The organism is Oryzihumus sp. (genome assembly GCF_054325275.1).
This window is the reverse complement of record NZ_JBTCWL010000109.1, coordinates 1-7,825: the sequence shown is the minus strand read 5'-3', so window position 1 is coordinate 7,825 and position 7,825 is coordinate 1. Positions and strand designations below refer to the sequence as shown.

Annotated in this window: 9 protein-coding genes and 1 pseudogene; 8 read left to right on the top strand and 2 right to left on the bottom strand. The window is 73.6% G+C overall.

Translation table 11 applies throughout. The annotated features are described in order from the left end of the window. Together ACXVGS_RS18310 and ACXVGS_RS18305 are read right to left on the bottom strand one after the other, a co-directional pair. The coding region (locus tag ACXVGS_RS18310) for a hypothetical protein (RefSeq protein ID WP_458537310.1) at window positions 1–582 on the bottom strand (582 nt) is incomplete at its 3' end. Beyond that, window positions 579–1,340: a class I SAM-dependent methyltransferase gene (locus ACXVGS_RS18305; protein WP_458530905.1), complete on the bottom strand. Its 762-nt coding sequence runs from the start codon at window positions 1,338–1,340 to the stop codon at window positions 579–581. The genes ACXVGS_RS18305 and ACXVGS_RS18310, both read right to left, overlap by 4 nt. Before the next feature lie 154 nt (window positions 1,341–1,494). Between ACXVGS_RS18305 and ACXVGS_RS18300 the strand changes: the two genes are divergently transcribed. From ACXVGS_RS18300 to ACXVGS_RS18265, 8 genes and pseudogenes are all read left to right on the top strand, one after another. Continuing rightward, window positions 1,495–2,277 (top strand): electron transfer flavoprotein subunit beta/FixA family protein, encoded by a 783-nt coding sequence (locus ACXVGS_RS18300; RefSeq protein ID WP_458530906.1) that lies wholly within the window; start codon window positions 1,495–1,497, stop codon window positions 2,275–2,277. A gap of 37 nt (window positions 2,278–2,314) precedes the next feature. Further along, window positions 2,315–3,274: an electron transfer flavoprotein subunit alpha/FixB family protein gene (locus tag ACXVGS_RS18295; RefSeq protein WP_458530907.1), complete on the top strand. Its 960-nt coding sequence runs from the start codon at window positions 2,315–2,317 to the stop codon at window positions 3,272–3,274. A gap of 116 nt (window positions 3,275–3,390) precedes the next feature. Next, window positions 3,391–3,705 (top strand): hypothetical protein, encoded by a 315-nt coding sequence (locus ACXVGS_RS18290; protein WP_458537309.1) that lies wholly within the window; start codon window positions 3,391–3,393, stop codon window positions 3,703–3,705. 79 nt (window positions 3,706–3,784) lie between these two features. After that, on the top strand, window positions 3,785–4,186 hold the full coding sequence (locus ACXVGS_RS18285; RefSeq protein WP_458530909.1) for a hypothetical protein: 402 nt from the start codon (window positions 3,785–3,787) through the stop codon (window positions 4,184–4,186). 54 nt (window positions 4,187–4,240) lie between these two features. After that, entirely contained in the window at window positions 4,241–5,407 is a 1,167-nt protein-coding gene (locus ACXVGS_RS18280; RefSeq protein WP_458530911.1) for a cysteine desulfurase family protein, read from the top strand. Continuing rightward, window positions 5,407–6,513, top strand: coding sequence for a tRNA 2-thiouridine(34) synthase MnmA (mnmA, locus tag ACXVGS_RS18275; RefSeq protein WP_458537308.1), 1,107 nt, complete (start codon window positions 5,407–5,409; stop codon window positions 6,511–6,513). Before ACXVGS_RS18280 ends, mnmA begins: the two co-directional genes overlap by 1 nt. 134 nt (window positions 6,514–6,647) lie before the next feature. Then, window positions 6,648–7,634 (top strand): methionine synthase, encoded by a 987-nt coding sequence (locus ACXVGS_RS18270; RefSeq protein ID WP_458531217.1) that lies wholly within the window; start codon window positions 6,648–6,650, stop codon window positions 7,632–7,634. Window positions 7,635–7,639: 5 nt separating this feature from the next. After that, window positions 7,640–7,825: pseudogene (locus tag ACXVGS_RS18265) on the top strand (hypothetical protein); the annotation flags it as partial.

The window sequence follows — 7,825 nt, the reverse complement described above, 5'->3', positions numbered from 1 at the left end:
CGCCGGGGTCCAGCCGCACTCCGGGCTCCAGATCCCGTGTCCGGGCGCCCCCAGCCGCCACCGCGAGTCCGCCAGGCCGGCCCGCAGGGCGAGCTCGGCCACCTCCGGCAGCAACAGCGGCAGGAACGGGTGGGTCGCCGGGCCGCCGAGCAGCTCCACGACCCCGGCGTCGCGCAGCGACCGGAGCACCGGCGAGCCGCCGTGCCGCCAGCGGGTCTCGAGCTGCTCGGAGGCACGCCGTGCCTCCGCGAACTCGTATCGCGCGATGTCGCCGCGGTGCCCCTCCTGGCCGAGGCCCAGCTCGCGGCAGCGCATCTCCCACAGCCCGGCCCAAGTGCGGGCGTCGACCACGGCGGCGGGGTCGTCCAGCTGGGCGGCCAGCACCGGGGTCACCCCCAGCGTGAGCACGTCACGGTGCCCCTCGGCGGCGAGGGCGTCGAGCTCGGCCACGAGGGGGACGTAGCTCTCCACCCACGCCTGGTGCAGCCACTCCTCGCCCAGCGGCCAGACCCCGTGGTGGCGCACCCACGGCAGGTGCGAGTGCAGGACGAGGGCGAAGGAGCCGGGGACGGCGTCGGTCATCGGACGTGGCCCACCACGACGAGGTCGAGGCTGGCGTCGAGGGCCTCGCAGGAGAGGGTGAAGTCGGCCACGTCGACCCGCGCGACGAGGTCGGCCAGGGAAGGCTCCCAACCCTCCGGGGGACCGGCGAGCTGGGCCTCCGGGAGGCTGCCGTGCGCGGCCTCCCACGCCGTCAGGCGGGAGCCGTGGTGCAGGCCGAGCACCGAGTCCACCTCCAGAGTCTCGCCGACCAGCCCGGCCAGCTCCATCGCGTCGTACTCGCGCGTGTGGAACAGGTTCGCAGGCCGCTCGCGGCGGCCGAGCCCGGGGGAGAAGGTGAGCCGGTTCGGCGTGGACATGACGACCGTCGCCCCCGGTCGCCCGACCCGCGCCAGCTCGCCCAGCAGCTCGCGGGGAGTCCAGATGTGCTCGATCACCTGGAGTGACACGAGCACGTCAAAGCCGTTGTCCTGCAACGGGATCGACGTGAGTGGACCGCGCACGAACGAGCACCGCGACGACCCGTATGTGCCCCGCGCGTGCTCGACCGCCGCGGCGTCGTAGTCCACGCCGACGACCTCGGCCGCGTCCCACAGGCGGGCCATGGCGGCCACGCCGTATCCCTCGCCGGAGCCCGCGTCGAGCACCTGCCGCGGGGGCCGTGGCACGTAGTGGGGCAGGGCGGCATACACCGCCTCGTGGCGCCGGAACCAGTAGTTCTCCGCCGGTATGCCGGGCACCGTGCGCTCGCCGGTGATGCCCAGTTCGGGTGTGCCCACCGTCACCTCCATCGTGGTCGGCAGAATGCTACCGGCGGGTAACATCGTGGTGTCGGGCATCACGGGTCCGGGGCGTTCAATCCGCCCGGGCTGACTGTCAGGATGACCCGAGCAGAGAACCACACGAACCTACGGAAGAGGACGGCCTGCGACCATGAACATCGTCGTCTGCGTCAAGTACGTGCCCGACGCACAGTCGGACCGCACGTTCAACGAGTCCGACAACACCACCGACCGGGTGGGTGTCGACGGCCTGCTCTCTGAGCTCGACGAGTACGCCGTCGAGGAGGCCCTCAAGCTGGCCGAGGCCGGTGAGGGTGAGGTGACGGTCCTGACCGTCGGTCCGGACCAGGCCGCCGACGCGGTCAAGAAGGCCCTGCAGATGGGCGCCGACAAGGGCGTCCACGTCAACGACAAGGCGATCCACGGCTCCGACGCCGTCGCCACCTCGCTGGTCCTCGCCGAGGCCATCAAGAAGATCGGCGCCCCCGACCTGGTGCTCACCGGCATGGCGTCCACCGACGGCACCATGAGCGTCGTCCCGGCGATGCTCGCCGAGCGCCTCGGCCTGCCGCAGATCACCTTCGCCTCCGAGCTGACCGTCGAGGGCACCGCGGTGAAGATCCGCCGCGACGGCGACGCCGCCTCCGAGACCATCGAGGGCACGCTGCCCGCGCTGGTGTCGGTCACCGACCAGATCAACGAGCCGCGCTACCCGTCGTTCAAGGGGATCATGGCCGCCAAGAAGAAGCCGGTCGAGACGTGGTCGCTGGGTGACCTCGGCGTCGACGCCTCCCAGGTCGGCCTCGACGCCGCCTGGACCAAGGTCGAGTCCTTCCAGCAGCGCCCGCCGCGCCAGCAGGGCCAGATCGTCACCGACGAGGGTGACGGCGGCACGAAGCTGGCCGAGTTCCTGGCCGCGCAGAAGTTCATCTGACCGACCGGCACATTCTTCAGAAGGGAAACCACTACTCATGGCTGAAGTTCTCGTCCTGGTCGACCACGTCGACGGCGAGGTGCGCAAGACGACCTCCGAGCTGCTGACCATCGCCCGCCGCCTCGGCGAGCCGTCCGCCGTCTTCATCGGCACCGGTTTCGACGCCGCCAAGGAGGCCCTGGCTCAGTACGGCGCCGAGAAGGTCTACCGCATCGAGTCCGCCGACGTCACCGACTACCTCGTGGCCCCCAAGGCCGAGGCGCTGGCCCAGCTCGTCGCCTCCGCCTCCCCGGCCGCGGTGCTCATCCCCGCCAACGCCGAGGGCAAGGAGATCGCCGCGCGCCTGGCCATCAAGACCGAGTCGGGCCTCATCACCGACGCGGTCGACGTGCAGGCCGGTGAGGGCGGCGGCGTCTCCACGACGCAGTCGGTCTTCGCGGGCTCCTACACGGTCAGGGCGACCGTCACCAAGGGCACGCCGATCATCGCGGTGAAGCCGAACTCCGCCGCACCCGAGGCGGTCCCGGGCGCGGCCGCCGACGAGGTCGTCGACGTCACCGTCTCCGACGCCGCCAAGACGGCGAAGATCACCGACCGCCAGCCCAAGGCCGCCACCGGCCGTCCCGAGCTGACCGAGGCCGCGATCGTGGTCTCCGGTGGCCGTGGCACCGGCGGCGACTTCTCCAAGGTGGAGGACTTCGCCGACAGCCTCGGTGCCGCCGTGGGCGCCTCCCGCGCCGCGGTCGACGCCGGTTGGTACCCCCACACCAACCAGGTCGGCCAGACCGGCAAGCAGGTGTCCCCGCAGCTGTACGTCGCGGCGGGCATCTCCGGTGCCATCCAGCACCGGGCCGGCATGCAGACGTCCAAGACGATCGTCGCGGTCAACAAGGACGAGGAGGCGCCGATCTTCGAGCTCGTCGACTTCGGCGTCGTCGGTGACCTGTTCACCGTTCTGCCGCAGGCGACCGAGGCGGTCAAGGCCGCCAAGGGCTGAGCCACCCCACGTCACCGGCGCCCGGTCCGCGACTCGTTCGCGGGCCGGGCGCCGCGCTGTCCGCCTTGCTCAACCCCGGGTCGGCGGGGGAGTGGGTCGACTGCCGGGTGCCGCAGATGACCCTGGCGCGGGACGACGCCACGTGGGTGGACACCGACGGGGTGCGCTGGCTCAACCCCGAGATCGTGCTGCTGTTCAAAGCCAAGCACCTGCGCGCGAAGGACCGTGCCGACTTCGCGGCCGCCCTGCCGCTGCTCGGTGAGGACCAGCGGGCCTGGCTGGTGCGAGCGCTGGCGTGGGCCCACCCGGGGCACGCGTGGCTGGCACGGGCTGGAGGGGGAGGCGGACACCCGCCATACCGGCCTGGAGGGGCTCCCTTCGATCGACAGGGCGCGCCGGCACTCGCACGGACGCTCACGGGAGGACAGTGACAGAGGGGGTGATGGCCACCAGACTTGAGCCAGGTCGCCCGGAGGGTGGCCGTCAGGAGCCGAGCGAGGTGACGGGACGGTGGATCGCCGGGCCTACCTGCTCCACCAGGTCCACCCGGCGAAACTCGCCACGGACTGTGCCGCCGACGCCGTGTCGACCTGGCTGATGTGGCGGGGTCGGCCCCGGACGGCCCTGTTCGTCGCGCACCTCTTGGCCGCGGTGGCCTCGACCGCCGTGTCGCGGCGCGACCTCTCGGCGCTGGGGGCGACCCGGCGGGGCGCCTACGTGCTGCACCACATGCCGCCGTCCGCCCAGGCCGTGCGCTACCTGGGCCAGCTCGTCGCCTGGCAGGCGGCCTACCGCCACCGCCCGTGGGGCGTCGCGCTCGGGCACGTGGTCGTCGCGGCCGGCTGGTCCCACGGGCTGGTCGCGCGGGCGCTGCCCTCGTCGGGGAGAGGGGCGGTCGCCGGGTCGCCGTAGACTTTGCGGGTGCGCGACTCCTTTGCCTACCTCGACCATGCGGCGACGACGCCGATGCTGCCCGAGGCCATCGCGGCGATGAGCGCGCAGATGGCCGTCGTCGGCAACGCCTCCTCGCTGCACACCTCCGGTCGTCAGGCCCGCCGCGTCGTCGAGGAGTCGCGCGAGGCGATCGCCCAGGCGCTGGGCGCCCGCCCCTCCGAGGTGCTGTTCACCTCCGGCGGCACCGAGTCCGACAACCTCGCGGTCAAGGGCACGTTCCTCGCCCGGCGCGAGGCCGACCACCGTCGCGTCCGGCTGCTCGTCAGCGCCGTCGAGCACCACGCCGTGCTGGACTGCGTGGACCACCTCGTCACGCACGAGGGGGCCAAGGTCACCTGGCTGGAGGTCGACGCGCTCGGCCGGGTGCACGCCGGGACGGTGCGCGCCGCGATCGAGGCCGACCCCGAGTCGGTCGCCCTCGTCAGCGTCATGTGGGCCAACAACGAGGTCGGCACCGTGCAGCCCGTGGCCGAGATCGCCGCGGTCGCCCACGAGTTCGGTATCCCGGTCCACACCGACGCGGTCCAGGCCCTCGGGCAGGTGCCGGTGGACTTCGCGGCCAGCGGCGTCGACCTGATGACGGTCACCGGCCACAAGGTCGGCGGACCCCTGGGCGTCGGTGCGCTGGTGGCCCGCCGCGACGCGCGCCTCATGCCGCTGAGCCATGGCGGCGGGCAGGAGCGCCAGGTGCGCAGCGGCACCCTCGACGTGCCGGCGATCCGCGGGTTCGCGGTCGCCGTCGAGGCCGCCACGGCGCGGCTGGACACCGAGGCGCCCCGGCTGGTCGCGCTGCGTGACGCGCTGGTCGCTGGCGCCCTCGCCGCCGGCTTCGACATCACGGTCAGCGGGGACTTCGAGCCCGGCGACGGCGTGCGCCGCCTGCCCGGCAACGCCCACCTGCTCGTGCCCGGCTGCGACGGCGACTCCCTGCTCTACCTGCTCGACGCGGCCGGGGTGGAGTGCTCCACCGGCTCGGCCTGCCAGGCCGGGGTCCCCCAGCCCAGCCACGTGCTGCTGGCCATGGGCGTCTCCGAGCAGGACGCCCGCGGGGCGCTGCGGCTGACCCTGGGCCACACCTCCACCGAGGCAGATGTGCAGGCCTTCCTCGACGCGCTCCCGGCAGCGGTCGAGCGGGCGCGCCGGGCGCAGGCGGCGACCTCCTCGAGGCGGCCGGCCTGATGCGGGTCGTCGCCGCGATGAGCGGGGGCGTCGACTCCGCGGTCGCCGCCGCCCGCATGCTCGACGCCGGCCACGACGTGGTCGGTGTCCACCTCGCGCTGTCCCAGAGCGCTGCCACCCTGCGCGAGAGCGCCCGCGGCTGCTGCACCATCGAGGACGCGGGTGACGCGCGCCGGGTCGCCGACATGCTCGGCATCCCCTTCTACGTCTGGGACATGGCCGCCCGGTTCAAGGACGACGTGGTCGAGGACTTCGTGGCGGAGTACTCCGCCGGGCGCACCCCCAACCCGTGCCTGCGCTGCAACGAGAAGATCAAGTTCGCCGCCCTGCTCGACAAGGCGCTTGCGCTCGGCTTCGACGCCGTCGCCACCGGGCACTACGCCCAGGTCGTCGAGCGACCGGACGGCACCCGCGAGCTGCACCGCGCCGTCGACATGGCCAAGGACCAGTCCTACGTGCTCGGCGTGCTGACCGAGGACCAGCTCGCCTGCTCCTTCTTCCCGCTGGGTGACACGACCAAGCCGCAGATCCGCGAGGAGGCGGCCGAGCGCGGGTTCTACGTCGCGAAGAAGCCCGACAGCCACGACATCTGCTTCATCGCCGACGGCGACACGAAGAAGTGGCTGACCCAGCGGCTGGGGGAGCAGCCCGGCGACATCGTCGACACCGACGGCACCGTCGTGGGCCGGCACCAGGGTGCCTATGCCTACACCGTGGGCCAGCGCCGCGGCCTGGCCCTGGGCCGTCCGGCCGCCGGCGGGCAGCCGCGCTACGTCGTGGAGGTCCGGCCGGGCACCAACACCGTCGTCGTCGGAACCGCCGACCTGCTGGGCGTCGACGCCCTCGTGGGCGACCATGCGCGCTGGTGCGGGCCGGCCCCCGACGGGGTCGTGTCCGTGGGGGCGCAGGTGCGCGCCCACGGCGAGGAGGTCCCCGCGACCGCGTGGGCCGACGGCGACCAGGTGCACGTGCGGCTCGAGCGCCGCCTGCGCGGCGTCGCCCCCGGCCAGTCGGTGGTCCTGTATGACGGGACCCGGGTCGTCGGGTCAGCCACCATCAGCGCTGCGAGCCTGACCCGTCACACCGCAGAGGCTGGCTCGTCCTGACGCGGACGTGTCGGCCGGGCCCGACCCGGGTCGACCGTGCGGATCCGGCCATCGTGCAGCAGGATCCAGCCGTCGTGACCGCGGCCGACGCCGGGGTGGACAGCGGTGTCCCCGGTGCCGGTTAGGCTCCCCGCGTGAGCAGAGCGAGCGGCATCGGGTCCTGGCCGGGCACCTCCATCCGCGAGGCCCTGGCGGTCGTTCGCGACCTGCTCGCCGACGCGCACCTGCCCTACCTGCCCGAGCTGCCCGCTCGTGGCCCCGGCGCCGACATGGTCGGCCGTGCAGCAGGCCTGCTGGTCGACCTGCACGTGGACCTCCAGCCGGCAGGCTGGCGCCTGGTCGACCGGCCCGGTCGTGACGCGTCCCGCACGTCCGCGCTGCTGCGCGAGGACCTCGACGAGCTGGCCGAGGCCTTCGACGGCTACACCGGCGAGCTCAAGGTCCAGGTCTGCGGGCCGTGGACGCTGGCCTCCTCCGTGTCGCTGACGCGAGGAGAGCGCGCCGTGGCCGACGAGGGCGCCTGCCGCGACCTGGTCGCCTCGCTCGCCGAGGGGCTGCGCCAGCACCTCGTCACGCTCGAGCGTCTGGTGCCCGGCGCTTCGTTCGTGGTCCAGGTCGACGAGCCGGGCCTGCCGGCCGTGCTGGCCGGGTCGCTGCCGACGGCGTCCGGCTTCGGCCGGATCCGGGCGGTCGACCCGCAGGTCGCCGCCGCCGGGCTGCGTGACGTCCTCGCGGCCGCAGGGGAGCGGCCCACCGCCGTCCACTGCTGCGCGCCGGCGGTGCCGCTGCCGCTGCTGCGCTCGACCGGGGCGCGCGCGGTGTCGCTGGACACTTCGCTGGTGCGCTCCGCCGGCTGGGAGTCGATCGCGGCGACCGTCGAGGACGGCGTCGGGCTGTGGGCCGGGCTGGTGCCCACCGACGACGAGCAGCCGCGGGCCACCGAGCTGGCCGGTCGCCTCGTCTCCGCCTGGCGGGGCGTGGGGCTGCCGCTGTCCGGCCTGGCCGAGGTGACGGTCACCCCGGCGTGCGGCCTGGCCGGGCTCACACCACAGGGGGCCCGCGACGTTCAACGGGCGACCGTGCACATCGCGCAGGAGCTGACCGAGAGATCCGGGGGCTGAGAACCATGACCGCACTGACCCGCCCGCTGCCGGGCCCCGCCGCACCGCCTGCCCCGACCACCCGGGTGCCCTGGCAGGCCAAGTTCCTGGCCCTGTCCGTCATCTGGGGCTCGAGCTTCCTGTTCATGAAGGTCGGGCTGCGCTCCCTGGCGCCGCTGCAGATCTCCGGGTTCCGCATCCTCAGCGGGGCG

What these genes read in the sequence shown, in the direction of transcription:
- ACXVGS_RS18300 (WP_458530906.1), top strand. Translation starts at nt 1,495, where the DNA reads ATGAACATCGTCGTCTGCGTCAAGTACGTGCCCGACGCACAGTCGGAC.
- mnmA (WP_458537308.1), top strand. Translation starts at nt 5,407, where the DNA reads ATGCGGGTCGTCGCCGCGATGAGCGGGGGCGTCGACTCCGCGGTCGCC.
- ACXVGS_RS18280 (WP_458530911.1), top strand. Translation starts at nt 4,241, where the DNA reads ATGCTGCCCGAGGCCATCGCGGCGATGAGCGCGCAGATGGCCGTCGTC.
- ACXVGS_RS18290 (WP_458537309.1), top strand. Translation starts at nt 3,391, where the DNA reads ATGACCCTGGCGCGGGACGACGCCACGTGGGTGGACACCGACGGGGTG.
- ACXVGS_RS18295 (WP_458530907.1), top strand. Translation starts at nt 2,315, where the DNA reads ATGGCTGAAGTTCTCGTCCTGGTCGACCACGTCGACGGCGAGGTGCGC.